The following is a 23,716-nucleotide window of genomic DNA, read 5'->3' as shown; positions in this document are numbered from 1 at the left end:
GGCTGTCGGCGAGGCACATCAGCATTTCCCTCAGCCCCCGCCAAACCTATTAGACTCCGTTGACTTGAAAGGTGAATGACCAAGGATCGTCCATGAAACGCAGCCTGACCGTGCTCGCTATCCTGATTGCCGCCCTCATGGCTGGTGCCGGCTGGTATGTCTACAGCAAACAGCCGACCCGCCAGGGCACCGAAACACTGGCCAATCTGCAAGGCACGGTCACGGTGCGCTACGACGACCGCGGCGTGCCGCATATCCGCGCCGAGAACGAGACCGACCTGTATCGCGCCTTAGGCTATGTGCATGCCCAAGACCGGCTGTTCCAGATGGAGATCATGCGGCGCCTGGCCCGTGGCGAACTGGCCGAGGTGCTGGGGCCGAAGCTGCTGGAGACCGACAAACTGTTCCGCAGCCTGCGCATTCGTGAACGTGCCTTGAGTTACGTGGAACACATTGACCACGATTCAGCGCCATGGAAAGCCCTGCAAGCCTACCTTGACGGGATTAACCAGTATCAGGACACCCACGCCAGCCCGATGGAGTTCGACGTGCTGGGCATCCCCAAGCGGCCGTTTACCGCCGAGGACACCATCAGCGTCGCCGGGTACATGGCCTACAGCTTTGCCGCTGCGTTTCGTACCGAACCGCTGCTGACCTACGTACGCGACCAACTGGGCAGCGACTACCTCAAGGTCTTTGACCTGGAATGGCAACCCCAGGGCGCGCTCAACCTTGCCGCCAGCGACTGGAACAGCCTCAGCGCCATCGCCTCCTTAAGCGAGCAGGCACTGGCCGATAACGGCTTGCCACAATTCGAAGGCAGTAACGCCTGGGCCATCAGCGGCAGCCGCACCAAAAGTGGCAAGCCATTGCTGGCCGGCGATCCGCATATCCGCTTCTCGGTGCCGTCAGTGTGGTACGAGGCCCAGCTCTCGGCACCGGGCTTTGAGCTGTACGGTTATCACAACGCGCTGGTGCCAGTGGCGTTTCTGGGCCACAACCTGGATTTCGGCTGGAGCCTGACCATGTTCCAGAACGATGACCTCGACCTGATCGCCGAAAAGGTCAACCCGGACAATCCCAACCAAGTCTGGTACCACGGTCAATGGGTCAACATGACCAGCAGCGAGCAGCAGATTGCGGTGAAGGGTCAGGCGCCGGTCACGCTGACACTGCGACAGTCGCCCCACGGCCCGATTATCAATGACGTGCTCGGCGAAAATGCAGGCAAAACGCCGATTTCCATGTGGTGGGCATTCCTGGACACCGACGACCCGATCCTCGAAGGGTTCTACCAGCTCAACCGCGCGGACACCCTGGCCAAGGCCCGCGCCGCGGCGGAGATGGTCTCGGCGCCAGGCCTGAATATCGTCTGGGCAAACGCCAAGGGCGATATCGGCTGGTGGGCAGCGGCGCAGTTGCCGATCCGCCCAGCTGGGGTGAATGCCGGTTTTATCCTCGACGGCAGTACCGCCCAGGCTGACAAGCTGGGCTTTTACCCATTCAGTGCCAACCCGCAGGAAGAGAACCCGGCGCGCGGCTATGTGGTGTCGGCGAATGCCCAGCCGGCGTCGCCCACCGGCATGGAGATCCCCGGTTATTACAACCTCGCCGACCGTGGTCAGCAGTTGAACACGCAGTTGAGCGACAAAAGCGTGAAGTGGGACGTAAACAACAGCCAGGCCCTGCAACTGGGCACCACCACCGCCTACGGCCCACGCTTGCTCGCGCCGCTGTTGCCGGTGCTGCGTGAGGTGGTCAAAGACCCGGCGCAGGTGAAACTGGTGGAGCAGCTGGCAAGCTGGAAGGGTGATTACCCGCTGGATTCCACCAGCGCCACACTGTTCAACCAGTTCCTGTTCAACCTCACCGATGCGGTCTTCCACCCGAAGCTCGGTGACGGCATGTTCAAGACCCTGCTCACTACGCGGGTGATCGATGCCGCCCTGCCACGCCTCGCCGCTTCGCCGGATTCGCCCTGGTGGGACGGCAAGCGCGCCGACACGGTCAAGCTCGCCTGGGACAACAGCCTGGCGCACCTCAAAGCCACCTTCGGTGATGACCCGGCCCAGTGGCAATGGGGTAAGGCTCACACTCTGACCCACGGCCATCCGCTGGGCATGCAGAAGCCGTTGGACAAGATCTTCAACGTCGGCCCGTTCCCTGCGCCCGGCACTCACGAAGTGCCGAACAACCAGTCCGCCATGATTGGCCCTGCGCCGTGGCCAGTGACGTACGGCCCCTCGACCCGTCGCCTGATCGACTTCGCCGACGCGGCCCACGCCCTGACCATCAACCCGGTGGGGCAAAGCGGCGTGCCGTTTGACTCCCACTATGGCGACCAGGCGCAAACTTATATCGAGGGTGGGTACGAGCAGGCGCATTTCAGTGATGAAGAGGTGACGGCGAATACCCGTGGCACGCTGAAGCTGTTGCCAGCGAGAAAATAGCGCTAGAAGAATGCGGTCAATGTGGGAGCGGCGGTGCGGTGCGACGATTCGACTTGCTCGCTCCCACATTTTTGACCTGTGTTTTGGCGACTAACGAGCTCGCATTCGCCCCGGCGCCTCGCCATAGGTTTCCTTGAATTTCTTGCTGAACGCCGCCTGGGACTGGTAACCCACCTGCGCAGCGATATCCAGCAGGCTCAGGCGCGACTGGCGCAGCAGGTTGAACGCCAACTCCATGCGCAGCTGCGTGAGCAGCACCCACGGCGACACGCCCGCCACTTTTACAAACGCGCGCATGAACGTCGCCCGCGACATCGTCGCTGCGGCTGCCAGGCTGTCGATCGTCCACTCGTGACCAGGCTCGGCCAGCATCGCCTGCCAGGCTTTGCTCAGGCGCTTATCGGCGAGCAACGCGAAGGTGCCCGCCACGGGTGTCTGGCGAGCCAGCCAGGCACGCAGGATTAAAGTGAACAAGGCCGACGACAGCGCGTCTATAAACGAGCGGGCGCCCAATTGCTGGCCGTCCGCCTCGCTGCGCAGTAAAGCAATCAACGCGGCCAGCTGCCCATCGCCCTGCCACTGGCGGCTAGACACCACCAAAAATTCCGGCAACGCACCAAGCAACAACGATTGACGGTTGTAGTGAAAGTTGCCGCAGAGCATGTCCACTTCCGGCCGTTCGCCACCCAGGCGATACACCGGCAGTACACCGCCTTCGATCACGGTGGGCTGCACCGGCCGAATCCGCTCACCCTGGCTGCGCAGCAAATGGGTTGCGCCGCCGGGCATCAGCAGGATGTCGCCCTCCTCCAGCGTCACGTGCTGGCCGCCCGATAATTCGGCGCGGCAAGTTCCGCTAATGACGATGTGGTACGGCGCCACGCCGAGATTCTCCGGGGTGTGTTCCAGCGCCCAGTCACCCTGGAACTGGCAACGTAAATCCAGACTGCCGCGCAGGTTGGCCAGCGCAATAAGGGTGTCGATCGAATTCATTTGCGAACATCGGTCAAAAAGATGAGTGGATCGAACAATCATACCAACCCCGAACGGCACAGACTGGCTTCACACCCAACCCGTTCAGGAGTTACCGCAATGTTCAATAACTGGTCCGACTTGCTTGCTAAAGTGAATAAAACCTTTGGCGCGCTGGGCAAGAGCAACCCGAAGATGGTCAAAGCCTATATGGCGCTGGACGAGGCTGCCGAGGAAAATCATGTACTCGACGCCAAGACCCGCGAGCTGATCTCCATCGCCGTGGCAATCACCACGCGCTGCGACGGCTGTATCGCCGCGCACGCGGATGCGGCGATCAATGCCGGCGCGACCCGAGAAGAAGTTGCCGCCACCTTGGCCACCGCCATCTCGCTGAATGCAGGCGCCGCGTATATCTACTCGCTGCGCGCGCTGGAAGCCTACGACACGCTCAAACCGGCGCCGCAAAGTTAAGCCGGAACTGTTGCGGCGTTACGCCCAGCCGGCGGTTGAACACGCTGCGCATGTGCTGGGCATCGCGAAACCCACATTGATAGGCCACGGTCTTGAGCGGTGCGGCGTTGCTTTCGAGCATCACCCGGGCCGTGATCCTGGGCCAGCAGGAACAGCGACAGGTCGGCGGCGTCGTTCCAGTGAGTGGCGATGGTTTTGCCCATGAACAACACACCTTCTACGGGTGGAACATAACCCCCTGTGGGAGCTGGCTTACCTGCGATGAGGCCCTGTCAGTCGACTCATCTGCCGACTGACACGCCGCTATCGCAGGCAAGCCAGCTCCCACATTTTTACTCCCCTGCGGCAGTTAGACCGGTGCGGGCGCCCGGCGCTTGTCCGGCTGTTGCCAGCCGTCCGCCGCCGCTTCTTCAATCGCTTGCTGAATGGCCTTCTTGCGATGTTCTTCGGCACGGCGGCTGAAGAACCACACCAGGAAAGTCACCAGCGATACTGCCAACAGAATCAGGCTAGCCACGGCGTTGATCTCAGGTTTAACCCCAAGACGCACCGCCGAGAACACTTCCATCGGCAAGGTAGTCGAACCCGGGCCGGATACGAAGCTGGCGAGTACCAGGTCATCCAGCGACAGCGCGAACGACATCATGCCGCCCGCTGCCAGCGACGGTGCGATCATCGGGATGGTGATCAGGAAGAATACCTTCCACGGCCGCGCGCCCAGGTCCATGGCCGCCTCTTCGATCGACAGGTCCAGTTCACGCAAGCGCGCCGACACCACCACCGCCACATACGCTGCACAGAAGGTGGTGTGGGCGATCCAGATGGTGACGATGCCACGTTCCTGGGGCCAACCGATCATCTGCGCCATGGCCACGAACAGCAGCAGCAGCGACAGACCGGTGATCACCTCTGGCATCACCAATGGCGCCGTCACCAGGCCGCCGAACAGCGTGCGGCCCTTGAACTGGCTGATACGCGTCAGCACGAAGGCCGCCAACGTACCCAGCGCCACGGCAGCCACCGCCGTATAGCAGGCAATTTCCAGTGAGCGTGCCACCGAGCCCATCAACTGGGTGTTGTCCAGCAAACCCACGTACCACTTGATCGACCAACCGCCCCACACCGTCACCAGTTTGGATTCGTTGAACGAGTAGATCACCAGGATCAGCATCGGCAGGTAGATGAACAACAGCCCCGCCACCAGCATAAAACTCGAGAAACTGAAGCGCCTCATATCTTGCCCTCCATCTCTTTGGCTTGGCTGCGGTTGAACAGGATGATCGGCACAATCAGGATCGCCAGCATCACCACCGCCAGGGCAGACGCCACCGGCCAGTCACGGTTGTTGAAGAATTCTTGCCACAACACTTTACCGATCATCAGGGTTTCCGGGCCGCCGAGCAGCTCTGGAATCACGAACTCACCCACCACCGGAATGAACACCAGCATGCAGCCGGCAATGATGCCGTTCTTGGACAGCGGCACGGTGATTTTCCAGAAGCTGTTGAAGGTGCTAGAACCCAGGTCGGACGCGGCCTCCAGCAGACTCTGATCATGTTTCACGAGGTTGGCGTACAGCGGCAGGATCATGAACGGCAGGTACGAATAGACCACGCCGATGTACACCGCAATGTTGGTGTTGAGGATCTGCAGCGGCTCGTTGATCAAGCCGATGGACATCAGGAAGCTGTTGAGCAACCCGTTGTTGCTGAGGATGCCCATCCACGCATACACGCGAATCAGGATCGCGGTCCAGGTCGGCATCATGATCAGCAGCACCAGCACGGTCTGCATCTCTTTGCGTGCACTGGCGATGGCGTAGGCCATCGGATAGCCGATCAACAGGCACAGTAGCGTGCTGAAAAACGCCATCTTCAGCGAGCCCAGGTACGCGGCGATGTACAACTCGTCGTCGCCGAGCATCGCGTAGTTGCCCAGGTTGAGCACCAGTTGCAGCTTTTGCTCAACGAAGGTGTAGATCTCGGTGTAAGGCGGGATCGCTACGTCTGCTTCGGCAAAACTGATTTTCAAGACGATAAAGAACGGCAGTGCGAAAAACAGGAACAGCCAGAGGAAAGGGATCCCGATGACCACATGCCGGCCACCGGGTGTTATTCGTTGCAGCTGGCGTTTGAACTTCTTCATATTCATGAGCGAAGCACCACGCCGCTGTCGTCTTCCCACCACACGTACACCTGGTCACCCCAGGTAGGGCGCTGGCCACGGCGTTCGGCGTTGGCGACGAAGGACTGCACCAGCTTGCCGCTCGGCAGTTCAACGTAGAACACCGAGTGGCCGCCAAGGTAGGCAATGTCGTGCACCTTGCCGCTGGACCAGTTGTGTTCGCAGGTCGGCATTTCGGTGGTGACCAGCAGCTTTTCCGGGCGGATCGCGTAAGTGACCGACTTGTCTTCCACCGAGGTGGCGATGCCATAGCCCACGTAGATGTCGCGGTCCAGGTCCGGGCACTTGAGCACCGCGTGGCCTTCGGCGTCGTCTACCACTTGGGTGTCGAAGATGTTGACGTTGCCGATGAACTCGCAGACCAGGCGGCTGGTAGGCGTTTCGTAGATGTCGATCGGACTGCCGATTTGAGCGATCCAGCCCAGGTGCATGATCGCGATGCGCTCAGCCATGGTCATGGCCTCTTCCTGGTCGTGAGTCACCATCACGCAGGTCACGCCGACGCGCTCGATGATTTCTACCAGTTCCAGCTGCATCTGCGAACGCAGTTTTTTGTCGAGTGCGCCCATTGGCTCATCGAGCAGCAGCAGTTTCGGACGCTTGGCCAGGGAACGCGCCAAGGCCACACGCTGACGCTGGCCACCGGACAGCTGGTGCGGCTTGCGCTTGGCGTACTGGCTCATCTGCACCAGCTTGAGCATCTCGGCCACGCGGGCGTCGACTTCTGCCTTGGGGATCTTGTCCTGCTGCAGGCCAAAGGCGATGTTCTGCGCTACGCTCATGTGCGGGAACAAGGCGTAGGACTGGAACATCATGTTGATCGGCCGCTCGTACGGCGGCATGTCGGTGATGTCCACACCGTCGAGGTAAATGCGACCTTCCGTTGGGCGCTCGAAGCCTGCGAGCATGCGCAGCAAGGTGGATTTGCCCGAACCCGAACCGCCGAGCAAGGCGAAGATCTCGCCTTTCTTGATTTCCAGGGACACATCGTCCACGGCAATCGTCTCGTCGAACTTCTTCGTGACCCGGTCGATTTTGACCAACACCTTTTTCGGTGTCTGGTCGCCCTCGAGGGCTTTCTTATAGGCGCCGGAGGCAACTGCCATTTACGAAACTCCCAACAAAATTTGAGGTTCGCCCAATGCGGGCGAAACCTTGGATAGTTTGAGCCTTAAGCCTTACTTACCCGTCTTGACCTTGGTCCAGCTACGGGTCATTAAACGCTGCACGTTCGGGGGTAACTCGAAGTTGACAAACGTCCGGTCGAGAACCGCCTGCGGTGGGTAAACCGCTGCGTCAGTGCGTATCGATTGCTCCATCAGTTTGTCCGCCCCTGGGTTAGGGTTGGCGTAACCGACGTAATCACTGACCTGAGCGATCACCTCAGGTTGCAGTAAATAGTTGATGTAGGCGTGAGCCTCTTTAACGTTGCTTGCGTCTGCCGGGATGGCCAGCACGTCAAACCACAAATTGCCGCCTTCTTTCGGAATCGTGTAGGCGATCTTCACACCCTTGCCGGCCTCGGCCGCACGGGCCTTGGCCTGGAACACATCACCGGAAAAGCCAGCCGCCACGCAGATGTTGCCGTTGGCCAGGTCCGAGATGTACTTGGACGAGTGGAAATACGTCACGTAAGGACGCACTTTCAGCAGTTTCTCTTCGGCCTTTTTGTAGTCGGCCGGGTTTGTGCTGTTGGGGCTCAGGCCCATGTAGTTGAGCACCGCCGGCAGCATTTCATCCGCCGAGTCCATGAACGAGACACCACAGGTCGCCAGCTTCTTCATGTTCTCCGGCTCGAACAGCACGGCCCAGGAATCGATATGGTCAACGCCCAGCACTTCTTTGACTTTGTCGACGTTGTAACCGATTCCGTTGGTGCCCCACAGATACGGCACGGCGTACTGATTACCCGGGTCGTTCTTTTCCAGGCGCTTGAGCAGCGTCGGGTCAAGGTTGGAATAGTGAGTCAGCAATGACTTGTCGAGCTTCTGGAACGCCCCGGCCTTGATCTGTTTGCCAAGGAAATGGTTTGACGGCACCACCACGTCGTAACCGGTGCGCCCGGCGAGCAACTTGCCTTCCAGGGTTTCGTTGGAATCAAACACGTCGTACACAGGCTTGATGCCGCTGGCCTTTTCGAAGTTGGCTAAGGTGTCCGGTCCGATGTAGTCCGACCAGTTATAAATGTGCACAGTTGGCGCGGCCTGCACGCTGACAGCCAGCGTGATACCTGCACCCACCAGCACGGCTTTACGAAATAAAGAAATTGGCAAGTGGAGGTCCTCTTAAATAGTTGGGCCAAAAGTTGTTGCCCGGCAACAAAACCGGCGCGCAACTTACCCTCGATAAACCGATCCGGCAAAGCTTTCTGTCATTTAATGTGTGGGGGCGGCGGTTCGCCGCCCCCACAAGTATCAAGGCTTATCTGCCCGATTTGATTTTGGTCCAGCTGCGTGTCATTTCACGCTGAGTTGCAGCCGGCAAGTCAGCAATGGCGTAGAGCTTGGCTTGCACATCCGCTGGCGGGTAAATGCCCGGGTCGCTGGTGATGTCTTTATCGACCAATGCGGTGGCTTTCTCGTTACCGTTCGGGAACCGTACGCTGTTGGTGATGGACGCCATTACTTTTGGCTCCAACAGGTAGTTCATGAACGCGTAGGCCGCATCGACGTTTTCGGCATCTTTAGGGATGGCGACCATGTCGTAGAAGCTACCGGCGCCCTCTTTCGGAATGTCGTAGGCAATCTTGACCTTGCCCCCGGCTTCAGCCGCGCGGGACTTGGCCTGCTGGATGTCACCCGAATATCCCACGGCTACGCAGATGTTGCCGTTGGCCAGGTCCGAGATGTACTTGGACGAGTGGAAGTAGCCGATCGATGGGCGCAGCTTGAGGAACAGGTCTTCGGCTTGTTTCAGGTCAGCCTTCTTCTGGGTGTCGGTCGGCAAGCCCAAGTAATGCAGGGCCACCGGCAGCATTTCGGTTGGCGAGTCGAGGAAGCTCACGCCACAGCTTTTCAGCTTGGCGATGTTTTCGGGCTTCATCAGCACGTCCCAGGAATCAATCTTGTCCACGCCCAGCGCAGCCTTGACCTTCTCCGGGTTGTAGCCGATGCCGATTGAGCCCCACATGTACGGGAAGGCGTGCTTGTTGTCCGGGTCGCTGACCGACACGGCTTTAAGCAGGGATTTGTTCAGGTTGTCATAGTTGGGCAGCTTGGACTTGTCCAGCGTCTGATAGACACCGGCCTTGATCTGCTTGGCGAGGAAGTTGTTCGACGGTACGACGATGTCGTAACCGGACTTGCCTGCCAGCAACTTGGCTTCGAGGGTCTCGTTGCTGTCGAAAACGTCGTACACCACTTTAATGCCTGACTCTTTTTCAAAGTTGGCGATGGTGTCCGGTGCAATGTAGTCGGACCAGTTGTAGACGTGCAGCACTTTATTGTCTGCCTGGGCCGCCCCCGCCATTGCGCCCATCAGGGACAAGGCGAGGAGGGTCTTGCCAGCGTTCTTCAAACCTAATGCCTTCATTTGGTGATGCTCCAATTTTTTCTTTTTTGGGCCACGTTCTTTAGTCGTCTCACGTCCCTTCCAAAGGGCAATAAAACAGGGCGACAGTCTGGCAAGTTCAGGGGCAGGCTTTCAACCAAAGCCCCTTTTATTACTGCGTTTTGGTAACTGTCCAGACGCAACGCCCGAAGCCGCTGCGCCCTGAGCCTAGCACTTAGCCCTGCAATGCCGCTAAAGTCAGGTCCAGGCACTGGCGAGCCTTGGTCACCAACTCGTCGATTTCCGCCTTGCTGATCACCAGCGAAGGCGAAATGATCATGGTGTCGCCCACTGCGCGCATGATCAGGCCATTTTCGAAGCAGAACGTGCGGCAGATCATGCCCACACCACGGCCTTCGTAACGCTTGCGCGTGGCCTTGTCCTGCACCAGCTCAATCGCACCCAGCATGCCCACACCGCGAACTTCACCCACCAACGGGTGATCAGCCAGCTCCCTCAGACGTTTCTGCAAATACGGTGCCGTTTCTTCGTGCACACGGTTAACGATTTTTTCATCGCGCAAGATGCGGATGTTTTCCAGGGCCACTGCTGCTGCCACCGGGTGACCGGAGTAGGTGAAGCCGTGGTTGAAATCACCGCCTTCGTTGAGCACGGCGACCACGTCGTCGTGCACGATCAGGCCGCCCATGGGGATGTAACCCGAGGTCAGGCCCTTGGCGATGGTCATCATGTGAGGCTTGAGGTCGTAGAAATCGCTACCGAACCACTCACCGGTGCGGCCGAAACCACAGATCACTTCGTCGGCGACGAACAGGATGTCGTACTTGGCGAGGATTTCCTTGATGCGCGGCCAGTAGGTTTCTGGCGGCACGATCACGCCACCGGCACCCTGGATCGGCTCGGCAATAAAGGCTCCGACGTTGTCCACGCCCAGTTCCAGAATCTTCTCTTCCAACTGGTTGGCCGCCCAGATCCCGAATTCCTCAGCGCTCATGTCGCCGCCTTCGCCATACCAATACGGCTGGGCGATATGGGTGATGCCCGGAATCGGCAAGTCGCCCTGCTCATGCATATAGGTCATGCCACCCAAGCTGGCGCCGGCCACGGTGGAGCCGTGGTAGCCATTCTTGCGGCTGATGATGGTTTTTTTGTTCGGCTGGCCTTTGATCGCCCAGTAGTGGCGGACCATGCGCAACATTGTGTCGTTGCCTTCCGAGCCGGAACCGGTGAAGAACACATGGTTCATGCCAGCCGGCGCGATCTCGGAGATGACCTTGGCCAGCTCCAGCACCGGGGGGTGTGCGGTCTGGAAGAACAGGTTGTAGTAAGGCAGTTCTTTCATCTGCTTGGCGGCAGCATCAGCCAGTTCATCGCGACCGTAACCGATCGCCACGCACCACAGGCCGGCCATGCCATCGAGGATCTTGTTGCCTTCGCTGTCCCACAGGTAAACGCCGTGGGCTTTGGTGATGATCCGTGGGCCTTTCACTTTCAATTGCTTGAAGTCGCTGAACGGCGCCAGGTGGTGATCATTGCTCAAGGCTTGCCATTCACGGGTTTGCGGGTTGTTGCTGGACATACCAATCTCCTAGACTTTTCAGGTGAGGGCGCGCCAATCCTAAGGCGCGCCCGACGCATCAGACGGCGAAGAGCAGGAATTCCCGCTCCCACGAACTGATCACGCGCTTGAAGTTTTCATGCTCGGCCCGCTTGACCGCGACGTAGCCTGTGATGAATTTTTGACCCAAATATTTTTCGATGGTCTTGCTGTTTTCCATGCGCTCCAGAGCGTCTTCGATGGTCAACGGCAGGCGCAGGTTGCGTCGCTCGTAACCACGGCCCACCACGGGCGCGCTCGGGTTATGGCCTTCGACCATGCCGATGTAGCCGCACAACAGGCTGGCGGCAATCGCCAGGTACGGGTTGGCGTCGGCGCCCGGCAGGCGGTTTTCCACGCGACGGTTCTGCGGGCCGGCATCCGGCACGCGCAGGCCGACGGTGCGGTTCTCTTCGCCCCACTCCACGTTCACCGGCGCCGAGGTATCGGGCAGGAAGCGACGGAACGAGTTCACGTTGGGGGCAAACAGCGGCAGCAACTCAGGGATGAATTTCTGCAGGCCGCCAATATGGTTAAGGAACAGCTGGCTCATGGTCCCGTCTTCGTTAGAGAAGACGTTCTTGCCGGTGGCGATGTCGATGATGCTCTGGTGCAAGTGCATCGCGCTGCCAGGCTCGCCAGTCATTGGCTTGGCCATAAAAGTGGCAGCCACGTTGTGCTTGAGCGCGGCTTCGCGCATGGTGCGTTTGAACACCAGAATCTGGTCAGCCAGGGACAGGGCATCGCCGTGACGGAAGTTGATTTCCATCTGCGCCGTGCCGTCCTCGTGGATCAGCGTGTCGAGGTCCAGTTCCTGCAGCTCGCACCAGTCGTAAACGTCTTCGAACAAGGGGTCAAATTCGTTGGCGGCTTCTATCGAGAAAGACTGTCGACCGGTCTCCGGGCGACCGGAACGGCCAATCGGTGGCTGCAGCGGGAAGTCCGGGTCTTCGCAGCGCTTGGTCAGATAAAACTCCATCTCCGGCGCCACAATGGGCTGCCAGCCCTTGTCGGAATAGAGTTTCAGCACCTTCTTGAGCACGTTACGCGGCGACAGCTCGATCGGGTTGCCTTGCTTGTCGTAGGTGTCGTGGATCACCTGAGCGGTGGGCTCGATGGCCCAAGGCACCAGGAACACAGCGTTCTGGTCGGGACGGCAGATCATGTCGATGTCGGCCGGGTCGAGCAATTCGTAATAGATGTCGTCTTCGACGTAGTCGCCGGTCACGGTCTGCAAAAGAACACTCTCGGGCAGGCGCATGCCTTTTTCGGCGATGAACTTGTTGGTCGGCGAGATCTTGCCCCGGGTGATGCCGGTGAGGTCGCCAATCATGCATTCGACTTCTGTGATCTTGTGGTCTTTCAACCAATCGGTGAGCTGGTCGAGGTTGTTACTCATAAATGCCTCTGGGCTGGGTTTCCTGACATCCATTAAAAGGTCAGGCGTTGGTTGACGCAGCATCCGCGTCGTCTTGTCGTTCAGGATAGAAGCTTACCCGCCATTTGCTGCAGCGTTGCATTCCTCACGCCAAAGTCGTGCAGAATCATGAGCAGCACCCTGGACGGGAGCTGCTCAGAGGCAGGCACGAGAGAGATGAGGGAGCAAAAAAGAGGTCCGCCAAGGCGTCAAGAATATTGGCCGGGGCGCGGTCGTTCACAAGGAAAAATTGGACGGATGACAAGACTTGACTGAAGCAGGTTGAAACGCCGAGTAGCGGCAGGCGAGACATGAAGCACCCCGGTATTATTGCTGTTATGGGTTTGAATCGAGCTTAGCCTTGTTCATTTTTTTACACAACACCCCCGTAAAAAATACAACACGGCCCGCTCAAGCCTGCTAGTCCCAAGCCGGTCAAACCCAAAAAAACGCCCCAAAAAGCCTCAAAAAAGGCCTCAAGGCGCTTTTTTAGAGCAAAAAAGCCCTCGCTTGACTTCGGCATGCCGTTCGGGTTGACTGAAACCAGAAAAGATCAATGATTGATATTTTTAACAACAAAGGTGTTGCATCATGTCGGTACCCCCGCGTGCCGTTCAGCTTAACGAAGCGAACGCGTTCCTTAAGGATCATCCTGAGGTTCTGTACGTAGACCTTCTAATTGCGGATATGAATGGTGTGGTGCGCGGCAAGCGCATCGAACGCACCAGCCTCCACAAGGTTTACGAGAAGGGCATTAACCTGCCTGCCTCTTTATTTGCCCTGGATATCAACGGCTCAACGGTGGAAAGCACCGGCCTGGGTCTGGACATCGGTGATGCTGACCGAATCTGTTATCCGATCCCTGACACCCTGTGCAATGAACCCTGGCAAAAGCGCCCAACCGCGCAATTGCTGATGACCATGCACGAACTTGAAGGTGAACCTTTCTTCGCCGATCCTCGCGAAGTGCTCCGCCAAGTTGTCAGCAAATTTGACGACCTCGGTCTGACCATCTGCGCCGCCTTCGAGCTTGAGTTCTACCTGATCGACCAGGAGAACGTGAACGGCCGCCCACAACCGCCCCGCTCGCCGATCTCCGGCAAACGCCCGCACTCGACACAGGTCTACCTGATCGACGACCTCGACGAATACGTCGACTGCCTCCAGGACATTCTGGAAGGGGCCAAAGAGCAAGGTATCCCGGCCGACGCCATCGTCAAGGAAAGTGCCCCGGCGCAGTTCGAAGTGAACCTGCACCACGTCGCCGACCCGATCAAGGCCTGCGACTACGCGGTACTGCTCAAGCGCCTGATCAAGAACATCGCCTACGACCATGAGATGGACACCACCTTCATGGCCAAGCCTTACCCAGGCCAGGCAGGCAACGGTTTGCACGTACACATTTCGATCCTGGACAAGGACGGCAAGAACATCTTTGCCAGCGAGGATCCCGAGCAGAACGCCGCATTGCGTCACGCGATCGGCGGTGTGCTCGAGACCCTACCCGCCCAAATGGCGTTCCTGTGCCCTAACGTCAACTCCTACCGCCGTTTCGGCGCACAGTTCTACGTGCCGAACTCGCCGTGCTGGGGCCTGGATAACCGTACTGTGGCGATTCGCGTACCAACCGGCTCGTCCGACGCCGTACGTATCGAACACCGTGTGGCAGGCGCCGATGCCAACCCTTACCTGCTGATGGCTTCTGTTCTGGCAGGCGTGCACCACGGTCTGACCAACAAGATCGAACCTGGCGCACCGGTGGAAGGCAACAGCTACGAGCAGAACGAACAGAGCCTGCCGAACAACCTGCGTGACGCCCTGCGCGAGTTGGACGACAGCGAGGTGATGGCCAAGTACATCGATCCTAAGTACATCGATATCTTCGTCGCCTGTAAGGAAAGTGAGCTGGAAGAGTTCGAACACTCCATCTCCGACCTTGAGTACAACTGGTACCTGCATACCGTGTAAGCAGTGGTTGTACTGAAAAACGCCTCCGGCCTTTGGTCTGTGGCGTTTTTTTATGGGTTTCTTCCGGTTCACCGAGTCGGCCTCATCGGGAGCAAGCCCCCTCCCACAGTTGACTGCATTTCAAGGTTGGAACTCAGTCAACTGTGGGAGGGGGCTTGCTCCCGATGGCGCCTTGGCAGACAACACCGGTTCCTGCTCATACAATGCCCGCTGCCTTGTAGGAGACTTCCATGACCACCCGCCCTGCCGCCCCTCGCAAACCCCGCGCCCGCAGCCAGGCCCGGATCGAGGCGATCCTCGACGCCGCCCGCACCTTGCTGGCGACCGAAGGCGTGGCCAGTTTGTCGATCTACAGCGTGGCTGAGCGCGCGCAGATCCCGCCGTCATCGGTGTATCACTTCTTTGCCAGTGTGCCGGCGTTGCTGGAAGCGTTGACCACAGACGTGCATGCGGCTTTCCGCGCGGCGATTCAGGCGCCCATTGACCATGATTCACTCAAAGCCTGGCGCGACCTGTCCTACATCGTCGAGCAACGCATGCTCAGCATTTACAGCAACGACGCCGCTGCGCGCCAGTTGATCCTGGCCCAGCACGGGCTTACCGAAGTAACCCAGGCCGACCGCCAGCATGACTTGGAGTTGGGAGACTTGATGCTCGAAGTGTTCAACCGCCACTTCGAAGTGCCGACCTTGCCCACCGATGTCGATGTATTCGCCTTGGCGCTGGAGTTGAGCGACCGCGTGTATGCGCGCTCGGTGCATCAGCACGGGCAGATTACGCCGCGCATGGCTGAAGAAGGGATGCGGGTGTTTGATGCGTATGTGGGGCTTTATTTGCCGGCGTATTTGCCTAAGCGGGTGGCTGCGCGCTGATTGTCTGCGGTGCCTGGGCAGGCGCTATCGCAGGCAAGCCCGCCCCCACACTTTTGATCTGTGAATACACTCAAGTGTGTGAGCTGGCTTGCCTGCGATAGCGATTTCAAAGCCGACAATCACAACTTCGCGATCGACACCTCGGTGGACTTAACGAAGGCAATCACTTCGCTGCCAATTACCAGTTCCAACTCTTTGACCGAGCGCGTGGTGATCACAGAGGTCACGATGCCCGACGCCGTCTGCACGTCGATTTCCGACAGCACGTCGCCTTCGACGATTTCCTTGATGGTGCCTTTGAATTGGTTACGCACGTTGATGGCTTTAATAGTCATGGTGTTCTTCCTTCGTAGGACAAGTGAGTTATTGAGCCCAACGCAATTGCGTAGGCAGCGGTGAAACAGGTTCAGGTTCCGGTGGCGAGCCTGGCAACGACAGCACACGGTTGAGCACTTCGGCTTCCAGCGCGGCCAGGCGATGTGAGCCCCGAGCACGTGGACGCGGCAGTTCGACGATCAGGTCGAGGCCGACTTCGCCGTCTTCGATCAGGATCACGCGGTCGGCGATGGCCACCGCTTCGCTGACGTCGTGAGTGACCAGCAACACCGTGAAAGCGTGTTTCTGCCAGAGCTTTTCAATCAGTTGCTGCATCTCGATGCGGGTCAAGGCGTCCAACGCGCCCAAAGGCTCATCCAGCAGCAGCAAGCGCGGTTGGTGGATCAGCGCACGCGCCAGAGCCACGCGCTGCTTCTGGCCACCGGACAAGGCCGCCGGCCACTCATCGGCACGCTCGGCCAGGCCGACCGCTTCCAGGGCCTCCAGCGCTTTAGGCCGCCAGTTACCTTTGAGACCGAGGCCAACGTTGTCGATGATCTTTTTCCACGGCAGCAGGCGCGCTTCCTGGAACATCAACCGCGTGTCTTCATTGGCTTCTTCGAGCGGCGCGGAGCCGGCCAGTAGCTCGCCGCCGCTGGCTTTGTCCAAACCGGCCAACAGGCGCAGTAAGGTACTTTTGCCGCAGCCACTGCGACCGACGACAGCCACGAATTGACCGGCCGGAATATGCAGGTCGATCTCCTTGAGTACTTCCCGCGCGCCAAAGGCCTTGCGCAGTTTGCGCACCGCCAGCGGGATGCCCTTGAGCAGGCGCGGAGGTTGTTGAGCGGTCATGCCGCACCTCCTTTATTCACTTGGTAAGCCGGGTGCCAGCGCAGCCATACACGCTCCAGGCCACGCGCAGCCAGGTCGGCGAGCTTACCGAGGATGGCGTACATGACGATGGCCAGTACCACCACGTCGGTTTGCAGGAATTCGCGGGCATTCATCGCCAAGTAACCGATACCGGAGCTGGCCGAGATGGTTTCCGCCACAATCAGCGTCAGCCACATAAAGCCCAGGGCAAAGCGCACGCCCACCAGGATCGACGGCAGTGCGCCCGGCAGGATCACCTGACGGAACAGGCTGAAGCCGGACAAGCCGTAGCTGCGCGACATTTCCACCAATGCCGGGTCGACGTTGCGGATGCCGTGATAGGTGTTCAGGTAAATCGGGAACAGCGTGCCGAGGGCGACCAGGAAAATTTTCGCGGTTTCGTCAATGCCGAACCACAGGATCACCAGCGGAATCAGCGCAAGGTGCGGTACGTTGCGGATCATCTGCACCGAGCTGTCCAGCAGGCGCTCGCCCCATTTCGACAGGCCGGTGATAAAGCCCAACGCGAGACCGATGCTGCCACCGATCACAAAACCCAGGCCCGCACGCCAGCCGCTGATGGCCAGGTGTTTCCAGATTTCCCCCGTACGAACCAAGTTGACCCCAGCTTCGAACACCGCGCTCGGCGCCGGCAGGATACGGGTCGACAACCAGCCCGCCGACACCGACAACTGCCACACCGCCAACAACAGGATCGGCAGTACCCACGGCGCGATGCGATGGCTTAATTTTTCAACGTTCATGACGACGCCTCAGCTCTGCGACGCAGCTTTGGGAAGGATGTCGTTGGCGACCATTTCGCCGAACGGGCTGACGTAACCAGCGTTTTTCGGCAGCTCGGGATGTTCGATATCCAGGTGCGGGAACAACAGCTCAGCCACGCGATACGACTCTTCCAAGTGTGGATAACCGGAGAAAATGAAGGTGTCGATGCCCAGCGCCGCGTATTCATTGACGCGTGCCGCGACGGTTGGGCCGTCGCCCACCAGCGCAGTGCCGGCGCCGCCGCGGACCAGGCCGACGCCGGCCCACAGGTTGGGGCTGACTTCGAGGTTGTCGCGGTTGCCGCCGTGCAAGGCGGCCATACGCTGCTGGCCGACGGAATCGAAGCGCGCCAGGGATGCCTGGGCACGGGCGATGGTCTCGTCGTCCAGGTGGGAGATCAATTTGTCGGCGGCTTTCCACGCTTCATCGTTGGTTTCGCGCACGATCACATGCAGGCGAATGCCGAAGCGCACGGTGCGCCCAAATTTTGCGGCCTTGGCGCGCACCTGCTCAATTTTTTCCGCGACCGCCGCCGGCGGCTCGCCCCAGGTCAGGACCATTTCCACTTGTTCGGCTGCCAGGTCCTGGGCCGCTTCGGAGGAGCCGCCGAAGTACAGCGGCGGGCGCGGTTGCTGGATCGGCGGATAGAGTAATTTGGCGCCTTTGACACTAATGTGCTCGCCGTCGTAATCGACGGTTTCACCTTCCAGCACGCGGCGCCAGATGCGCGTGAACTCTACTGAGGCTTGATAGCGCTCCTCGTGGCTGAGGAACAAACCGTCACCGGCCAATTCTTCCGGGTCACCACCGGTGACCAGGTTGAACAATGCGCGGCCGCCGGACAGACGGTCCAGGGTCGCCGCTTGGCGCGCAGCCACCGTCGGGGAAATGATCCCGGGGCGCAATGCGACAAGGAATTTCAAACGCTGGGTCACGGGGATCAGCGAGGCAGCCACCAGCCACGAGTCTTCGCAGGAGCGGCCGGTAGGGATCAGCACACCACCAAAACCCAGCCGATCAGCGGCCTGGGCCACTTGCTGCAAGTAACCATGGTCGACGGCGCGAGCGCCTTCGGCGGTGCCAAGGTAATGGCCGTCGCCATGGGTAGGCAGGAACCAGAAAATATTGAGGCTCATGGAGTTTTCTCCTGAAGAAATAGGATTACGGCGCTGTGGCGACAGCGGCGGATGGCGTCCAGATCACGTCCTTGATGCTCAAGGGTTTGGGGATCAACTTGAGTTGGTAGAAGCTGTCGGCGATTTTCTGCTGGGCGGCGACCACTTCTGGTGTCAGGAACAGCGCGCCGTAGCCTTGGCGTTTCACCGAAGTCAGGGTGATATCTGCTGACAGGCCAAGCAGCGGCGCCACTTGCTCGGTGACTTCTTGCGGGTTGGCCTTGGACCATTCGCCCACTGCGCGCACTTCTTCTACCAGCGCCTTGATCACTTCAGAGTGCTGCGTGGCGTAGGGCTTGGTAGCCAAGTAAAACTGGTGGTTGTCGGCGATGCCGGTGCCGTCACGCAAAGTGCGCGCTTGCAGTTGTTTCTCGGCGGCAGCCTGGTACGGGTCCCAGATCACCCAGGCGTCCACGCTGCCACGTTCGAACGCAGCACGGGCGTCGGCGGGTGGCAGGAATACCGTTTGTACGTCGGTGTATTTCAGGCCGGCATCTTCCAGTGCACGTACCAGCAGGTAGTGCACGTTGGAGCCTTTATTGAGCACGATTTTTTTGCCTTTGAGCTCGGCGACGGATTTGATCGTCGAGTCTTTCGGCACCAGGATCGCTTCGCTGGTCGGCGCCGGGGGTTCGTAGGCGACGTAGAGCAGATCGGCACCAGCCGCCTGGGCGAACACCGGTGGGGTTTCGCCGGTGACGCCGAAGTCGATGGAGCCGACGTTAAGGCCTTCGAGCAGTTGCGGGCCGCCGGGGAATTCAGTCCATTGCACCTGCACGCCCTGGGCAGCCAGGCGTTTTTCCAAAGTGCCCTTGGCTTTGAGCAGCACCAGCGTGCCGTACTTCTGATAACCGATCCGCAGGGTTTCGGCGGCCTGGGCTTGAATAATGGCGCCGAAGGACACAGCCGCAGCAAACAGTGCGACCAGACCACGACGCAAGATGACAGTGCGCATGGCGCTCTCTCCAAAAATGCGATTAGGGGGTTGGCTGCACCTGCTTGGCCGTTGGCGGCTGAGTAAGGTGAGTACTACACAATCGGGTAAGGCTCAGATGCTCCAGCGAGCACTCAACAAACGTTCATTCAACACATTGGGGTCCAGCGGTTTCGGGCGACGGGCCATGGCGTCGTAGAGCGTTTCCAGGGCCTCGTGCAAACGCTGTTCAAGCACCGGCACTAACTGCGCCTGGGCACTGCCTTCGGCGTAAGCGATCTGGCTGTCTTCGGCAAAAATGCCGTGGAGCAATTCCTGAGCCTTCAGTGCCGACAACACGGGTTTCAAGGCGTAATCCACTGCCAGCATGTGCGCGATACTGCCGCCGGTCGCCATCGGCAACACGATCTTGTGGGCCAGGGCGCGCTCGGGTAGCAGGTCCAGCACGGTTTTCAGCGCGCCGGAAAACGAGGCTTTGTACACCGGCGTGGCAATCACCAGGCCGTCGGCGTTGGCCACTTGTTGCAGCAGGTCGATGACCTTGGGGCTATCGAAGCGCGCGTGCAGCAAGTCTTCGGCCGGGAAGTCGCGTATCTGATAACTCACCACTTCCACGCCTTTGTCTTGTAGCCACTGACGGGTTTTTTCCAGCAAGACCCCGGAGCGGGAACGCTGGCTGGGACTGCCTCCAAGTGTTACGACCAGCATGTAGGAAATTCCTTGAGCAAGTGTCGGCGGTTCGCTGTGTGGCGATGGCGCCAAGATGGGACAGACCTTAGCAGCAGATTCATATATCTATAAATCTTATTTTTTCATTTGTTTATTCCATAAAAACATATGAAATTTGTAAAGCTCAGGACGAAAAAAAGGCCGTCGAAACGGCCTGAAAACCCCTGCTAGGTGATTCGGTTTTAACTCAAATTCGGTGGTGCATGTACCGGCGCCATCGCGGTCTCAGCCTTAGCGGTTAGGTTGTGGGGTAAGCCGCAGGTACGGCGTCACCGCACGGTAACCCTTCGCAAAGCGCTTCTTGATCTCTTCCTCGTCCTTGAGCGACGGCACGATCACCACGTCATCACCGTCCTGCCAGTTAGCGGGCGTGGCGACCTTGTGGCTGTCGGTCAGCTGCAGCGAGTCGATAACCCGCAGGATCTCGTGGAAGTTGCGGCCGGTGCTGGCAGGGTAGGTGATCGTCAGGCGAATCTTCTTGTTCGGGTCGATCACGAACAAGGAACGCACGGTGAGGGTGTCACTGGCATTCGGGTGGATCAGGTCGTAGAGGTCCGAGACCTTGCGATCGGCATCCGCCAGGATCGGAAAGTTGACGATGGTGTTCTGGGTTTCGTTGATGTCTTCGATCCACTTGTGATGCGAGTCCACCGGGTCCACAGACAAGGCAATGGCCTTGACGCCGCGCTTGGCGAATTCGTCCTTGAGCTTGGCGGTAAAGCCCAGCTCCGTGGTGCACACCGGGGTGAAGTCAGCCGGATGGGAGAACAGCACGCCCCAGCTATCGCCCAACCATTCGTGGAAACGAATTTTGCCGGCGCTGGAATCCTGCTCGAAGTCGGGGGCGATGTCGCCCAATCTTAGGCTCATGGTGTGGCTCCTGGTGAGTGCTTATGGAGCCCACTGTGCATGGGTTGATGATTATTTAAAAAGAATAAATATCAATTTATTTAGACGATAAACGAATATTAAAAATCTGTTCATTGGACTTCTCTACTGGCGAGGATCAACATCCACTCCAAGGTTCGAGAAGGCCTTGAGACGCTGTACAAAGAGGAACTCAGGAAGGGCTTGCGGGGGTTGAGCCCGACTTGAGAAAGCGCAAAAAAAACCTCGCGCAAGCGCGAGGTTTTTCAACAACTTCCCTTAGTGTTACAGGAAGCTATAGGTGTAGTTGAAGATCAGACGGGTCTGATCCTGGTCCTGGATACCAGTACCGCTGCCACGATAAGCACCGTGACGCAGTGTGGTGCCGAAGCCCTTCAGCGCACCTTGCTGAATGGTGTAGTCGATACGCATATCGCGTTCCCACTCGGACTGATCACTGCCGCCGTTTTTGGCTTTGATGTTGTCACCATGCAGGTAGGCGATCGAGGTTTTCAGACCCGGAACACCTAGCGCAGCAAAATCATACGAGTATTGGCCGAAGGTGGTATTTTCACCAGCGCGGACAAAGGAGTTGATCATGCTGTCGGTGAACAGATAGAAGCTCGAGCCGCCGGCACCTTCGTTACGTCCATTACCGTCTACAACGCTACCTTGGTTCAGCCAAACAAAACCACCGTCATCGTTGACGCGTTGATGGCCGAGCAGGAAGGCATTGCCACCCAAGGTGTAGGTGAACATGGCACTCCAGGTCTTGTTATCAACCTCGCCATTGTTCTTCGCATAGCCACCGTTGTTGTTGAACGCATACCCAGTCTTGCCGTTCTTGCCATCAGAACTGCTGTCGAAGTAGCGCAAGTCAGTCTTGAACGACTGCCCCTCGGTGATCGGGTAAACGTGTACCAGACCGAGGAACTGTTGCTTGTAGTAGTCTTCCAGGTTCGCGTAGTAGTACTGCAGGGTCAGGTCTTTGGTGACCTTCCAGTCAGCGCCACCGAAACGGAATTGGTTACTGTCTCTCGTACCACCATTGACAGCCAAGCCAGTGCTGTTGCTTGAAGCACGGCCAGTAGCATGTTCAAGTTGACCGGCATTAAAGGTCACATTGTCGATTTCTTTGGAGGTGATAGTGCCGCCTTCAAAGGTTTGTGGCAGCAGACGACCGTCGCTCGCAATGACGACCGGCAAGTTCGGCATCAGAGCACCACCCAAGTGAGCCTCTGTCTTGGAGAAGCGGGCCTTGACGTTGGCACTCGCGCTGCTCCAACTGCTGACGGCAGACCCATCGGTATCACTTGGAACGAAGGAGTTGCTGTTTGGGTGATGGCCACGACCACCATCCAGGTGAAAACCGACCAGTGCCTGAGCGTCAATACCAAAGCCAACGACGCCTTGAGTAAAACCAGACAGGTAGTTGAACTTCAAGCCTGTGGCTGTTTCGCGCTGATCTGCGCCGCCATCACGCTGGTCGTTATCAAAATACAACGTTCGGGAACTGACGCTTGCCTTGCTGTCTTCGATGAAACCGGCAGCGCCTGCATGCTGGGCGATTGCGCCCAAAGCAACAGCCAAAGCCAAGGTGGACTTCTTCATGTACCGCTCCTCTCATTTCTAATTTTTGTATTTCTTTGGTCCCGGGTCTGACGCCCTGGATCCACAGATGCGCGATTAGCGCCAGATAGTGACTACCAAGTCAATCGTAACTTTGTACCTCTACTACCTTCGTCTAACCGCAGTTGATTTGGTCCCTGCAGGGTAATGAGTTTTTCATACACCCAAAAAGAATTGTTTCATTCTTTTTCATACGATCCAGGAATAAGCCTTTCAATGAAGCGAAACGATCAGCGTAGACCAACCGCTCCATAAGCTAATTCCTAAAGGGTATTTATTAGCCTTTTTTTAGATCGATTAGTGTGACTGTACGGTTACATACGTCACCCACGATCAAAAAGGCGACGCCATCATGGCCAAAGGCACATCCTCCCGTCAATTTGTTACAGTTTTTGTGTCACTAATTATTTTATGGTGTCAGAGCCGCCGATTTAACCATCGGTTAACAAACCGGCATTGATCCCAGCAAAGTCCCTCAGGCCGACGGCCTCTATGAAAAAGCCATCGGCGAGAAGATTGCCTGGCGCCGCTTCAACAGTGGGCCAGAAGTTGTAACCGCGATCGCATCCGGCGATGTTCAAATCGGCAACTTGGGCTCCAGCCCTCTTGCGGCAGCGGCTTCACGCCATCTACCTATCTTGGCCTTTATCGTATCGGCACAAATCAATGCTTCTGAAGCTTTGGTGGTGCGCCACGGCAGGGGCATCGACAAACTGACGGTGCAAACACCGCCGATATCCCCCAACTATTGGCCAGCAGCACATTCCCGGCTGCGCAGGTACAACAAACCGATGCCCTGCTTAAGGGGGCACGGCGAAGGCGACTGGGGAGACGACGACGTTTTTGAAGACGCTGGGGAAGGTTGCGACGGTGCTGCCGAGCTACTCGGACTTTGTGACCGAAACACTCCTAAGCGAGTAAGGAAGGTCAAATGTGGGAGCTGGCTTTCTCCCACATTCAA

20 protein-coding genes and 2 pseudogenes are annotated in these 23,716 nt (G+C 58.4%); 5 read left to right on the top strand and 17 right to left on the bottom strand.

Translation table 11 applies throughout. The features are described from left to right. Nucleotides 1–92: 92 nt before the first annotated feature. Entirely contained in the window at nt 93–2,450 is a 2,358-nt protein-coding gene (locus tag FW764_RS07705; protein WP_446433410.1) for a penicillin acylase family protein, read from the top strand. A 90-nt stretch (nt 2,451–2,540) separates the two neighbouring features. Here the strand turns inward: FW764_RS07705 and FW764_RS07700 are convergent, their stop codons facing one another. After that, a complete protein-coding gene (locus tag FW764_RS07700; protein WP_446433409.1) occupies nt 2,541–3,443 on the bottom strand; it encodes an AraC family transcriptional regulator in 903 nt (300 codons plus the stop codon). A gap of 99 nt (nt 3,444–3,542) precedes the next feature. Here FW764_RS07700 and FW764_RS07695 point away from each other — a divergent pair, with 99 nt between their 5' ends. Next, nucleotides 3,543–3,896, top strand: coding sequence for a carboxymuconolactone decarboxylase family protein (locus FW764_RS07695; RefSeq protein WP_446433408.1), 354 nt, complete (start codon nt 3,543–3,545; stop codon nt 3,894–3,896). Here FW764_RS07695 and FW764_RS07690 read toward each other — a convergent pair. From FW764_RS07690 to FW764_RS07655, 8 genes and pseudogenes are all read right to left on the bottom strand, one after another. After that, a pseudogene (locus FW764_RS07690) lies at nt 3,874–4,026 on the bottom strand (helix-turn-helix domain-containing protein); the annotation flags it as partial. The gene FW764_RS07695 and the pseudogene FW764_RS07690 sit on opposite strands and share 23 nt — an antisense overlap. A 219-nt stretch (nt 4,027–4,245) precedes the next feature. Next, nucleotides 4,246–5,130 carry an ABC transporter permease subunit gene (locus FW764_RS07685; RefSeq protein ID WP_446433407.1) on the bottom strand — a complete coding sequence of 295 codons (885 nt, stop codon included), beginning with the start codon at nt 5,128–5,130 and terminating at the stop codon, nt 4,246–4,248. After that, nucleotides 5,127–6,047: an ABC transporter permease subunit gene (locus FW764_RS07680; protein WP_053258548.1), complete on the bottom strand. Its 921-nt coding sequence runs from the start codon at nt 6,045–6,047 to the stop codon at nt 5,127–5,129. Before FW764_RS07680 ends, FW764_RS07685 begins: the two co-directional genes overlap by 4 nt. Further along, nucleotides 6,044–7,186, bottom strand: a complete 1,143-nt coding sequence (locus tag FW764_RS07675) for an ABC transporter ATP-binding protein (RefSeq protein ID WP_236460566.1) — start codon at nt 7,184–7,186, stop codon at nt 6,044–6,046. Before FW764_RS07675 ends, FW764_RS07680 begins: the two co-directional genes overlap by 4 nt. Before the next feature lie 72 nt (nt 7,187–7,258). Continuing rightward, nucleotides 7,259–8,353: a polyamine ABC transporter substrate-binding protein gene (locus tag FW764_RS07670; protein WP_446433406.1), complete on the bottom strand. Its 1,095-nt coding sequence runs from the start codon at nt 8,351–8,353 to the stop codon at nt 7,259–7,261. A 148-nt stretch (nt 8,354–8,501) separates the two neighbouring features. Further along, nucleotides 8,502–9,596: a polyamine ABC transporter substrate-binding protein gene (locus FW764_RS07665; RefSeq protein ID WP_446433461.1), complete on the bottom strand. Its 1,095-nt coding sequence runs from the start codon at nt 9,594–9,596 to the stop codon at nt 8,502–8,504. A 208-nt stretch (nt 9,597–9,804) separates the two neighbouring features. Beyond that, complete coding sequence (locus FW764_RS07660) at nt 9,805–11,169, bottom strand: aspartate aminotransferase family protein (protein WP_446433405.1); 1,365 nt, start codon at nt 11,167–11,169, stop codon at nt 9,805–9,807. A gap of 58 nt (nt 11,170–11,227) precedes the next feature. After that, entirely contained in the window at nt 11,228–12,586 is a 1,359-nt protein-coding gene (locus FW764_RS07655; RefSeq protein ID WP_083356224.1) for a glutamine synthetase family protein, read from the bottom strand. A 609-nt stretch (nt 12,587–13,195) separates the two neighbouring features. On the opposite strand from FW764_RS07655, the gene FW764_RS07650 reads away from it, so the two are divergent. Continuing rightward, the gene (locus tag FW764_RS07650; RefSeq protein ID WP_003213894.1) at nt 13,196–14,572 is read left to right on the top strand and encodes a glutamine synthetase family protein; all 1,377 of its coding nucleotides are present in this window, start codon (nt 13,196–13,198) and stop codon (nt 14,570–14,572) included. A 230-nt stretch (nt 14,573–14,802) separates the two neighbouring features. Then, the gene (locus FW764_RS07645; protein WP_446433404.1) at nt 14,803–15,444 is read left to right on the top strand and encodes a TetR/AcrR family transcriptional regulator; all 642 of its coding nucleotides are present in this window, start codon (nt 14,803–14,805) and stop codon (nt 15,442–15,444) included. 119 nt (nt 15,445–15,563) lie between these two features. Here FW764_RS07645 and FW764_RS07640 read toward each other — a convergent pair whose 3' ends face one another. The 8 genes from FW764_RS07640 to FW764_RS07605 all read right to left on the bottom strand — a co-directional run bounded on the left by FW764_RS07640 (nt 15,564) and on the right by FW764_RS07605 (nt 22,737). Further along, nucleotides 15,564–15,779 (bottom strand): TOBE domain-containing protein, encoded by a 216-nt coding sequence (locus FW764_RS07640; protein ID WP_003213899.1) that lies wholly within the window; start codon nt 15,777–15,779, stop codon nt 15,564–15,566. Nucleotides 15,780–15,807: 28 nt separating this feature from the next. After that, complete coding sequence (gene ssuB, locus FW764_RS07635) at nt 15,808–16,614, bottom strand: aliphatic sulfonates ABC transporter ATP-binding protein (RefSeq protein ID WP_446433403.1); 807 nt, start codon at nt 16,612–16,614, stop codon at nt 15,808–15,810. Then, nucleotides 16,611–17,399: an aliphatic sulfonate ABC transporter permease SsuC gene (gene ssuC / locus FW764_RS07630; RefSeq protein ID WP_446433402.1), complete on the bottom strand. Its 789-nt coding sequence runs from the start codon at nt 17,397–17,399 to the stop codon at nt 16,611–16,613. Before ssuC ends, ssuB begins: the two co-directional genes overlap by 4 nt. Before the next feature lie 9 nt (nt 17,400–17,408). Further along, nucleotides 17,409–18,557: an FMNH2-dependent alkanesulfonate monooxygenase gene (gene ssuD, locus FW764_RS07625; protein WP_446433401.1), complete on the bottom strand. Its 1,149-nt coding sequence runs from the start codon at nt 18,555–18,557 to the stop codon at nt 17,409–17,411. A 25-nt stretch (nt 18,558–18,582) separates the two neighbouring features. Continuing rightward, nucleotides 18,583–19,551, bottom strand: coding sequence for a sulfonate ABC transporter substrate-binding protein (locus tag FW764_RS07620; RefSeq protein WP_446433400.1), 969 nt, complete (start codon nt 19,549–19,551; stop codon nt 18,583–18,585). Between the two features lie 93 nt (nt 19,552–19,644). Next, entirely contained in the window at nt 19,645–20,238 is a 594-nt protein-coding gene (ssuE, locus tag FW764_RS07615; protein WP_446433399.1) for an NADPH-dependent FMN reductase, read from the bottom strand. Nucleotides 20,239–20,490: 252 nt separating this feature from the next. After that, nucleotides 20,491–21,129, bottom strand: a complete 639-nt coding sequence (locus FW764_RS07610; RefSeq protein ID WP_446433398.1) for a peroxiredoxin — start codon at nt 21,127–21,129, stop codon at nt 20,491–20,493. A gap of 282 nt (nt 21,130–21,411) precedes the next feature. Then, the gene (locus FW764_RS07605) at nt 21,412–22,737 is read right to left on the bottom strand and encodes an OprD family outer membrane porin (RefSeq protein WP_083356216.1); all 1,326 of its coding nucleotides are present in this window, start codon (nt 22,735–22,737) and stop codon (nt 21,412–21,414) included. Between the two features lie 370 nt (nt 22,738–23,107). Here FW764_RS07605 and FW764_RS07600 point away from each other — a divergent pair. Beyond that, nucleotides 23,108–23,676, top strand: a pseudogene (locus FW764_RS07600) (hypothetical protein). Nucleotides 23,677–23,716 lie beyond the last annotated feature (40 nt).

The sequence above is a fragment of the Pseudomonas sp. 1152_12 genome (assembly GCF_052850675.1).
Note: the sequence above shows the minus strand (reverse complement) of the source record. Positions and strands in the feature narration are given on the sequence as shown.